The sequence below is a fragment of the Planctomonas deserti genome, from assembly GCF_003067705.1.
GTDB lineage: Bacteria > Actinomycetota > Actinomycetes > Actinomycetales > Microbacteriaceae > Planctomonas > Planctomonas deserti.
Genome location: NZ_QANL01000252.1, coordinates 1 through 502 on the forward strand (window position 1 = coordinate 1; position 502 = coordinate 502).

Here is a 502-nt window from a genome sequence, read left to right on the forward strand (position 1 = left end):
GTCCAGCGACGTGGCAGGCGTGTTTGCCAGCGCATCGGTCAGCGGCTGGCCGCAGTACTCGACGCGGTGCGACAGCACCTTGCCGGGTGAGCGCGGCTGCGCTTCCTTGCCGGTCGGCCCCGCCTTGGGATCCTTCATCCAGCCCGTGTAGGTCTGGAAGCCTTCGTGGATGGGCTGTTCGACGCCGTTGTAGCACTCGATGTAGGCGTTCACCTTCTCCAGCCCGGGGTCGGCGACCGCCAGCCCCGCCGGGCTGTTGCAGCCGGCCAGCGCGCCGAGCAGAAGAACGGGAATCAGGCGTGTGGATGCGTTCAAATCAGTTCCTTGCACCAGTGAAAACTGCAGCCATCGTCCTGCATGGCGCGAGCGCGCGCTCCAGCACCTCGGGAAGGTGCTGGCATTCGGGGCTGCGGGGCGTGTCATGTCGCGATCGACCTGCTCGATCGCGACAAAAATAACGCGTTGAGCTTCCCGCTTACTGGCGGTTGCTCTGGAAAACCAG

Annotated in this window: 1 protein-coding gene; it reads right to left on the reverse strand. The window is 64.9% G+C overall.

Annotation, left to right across the window (positions count from 1 at the left end):
• A partial coding sequence (locus DAI20_RS20545) for a DUF3829 domain-containing protein (protein WP_159085189.1) occupies positions 1–315 on the reverse strand: 315 nt, incomplete at its 3' end.
• Positions 316–502: the final 187 nt, after the last annotated feature.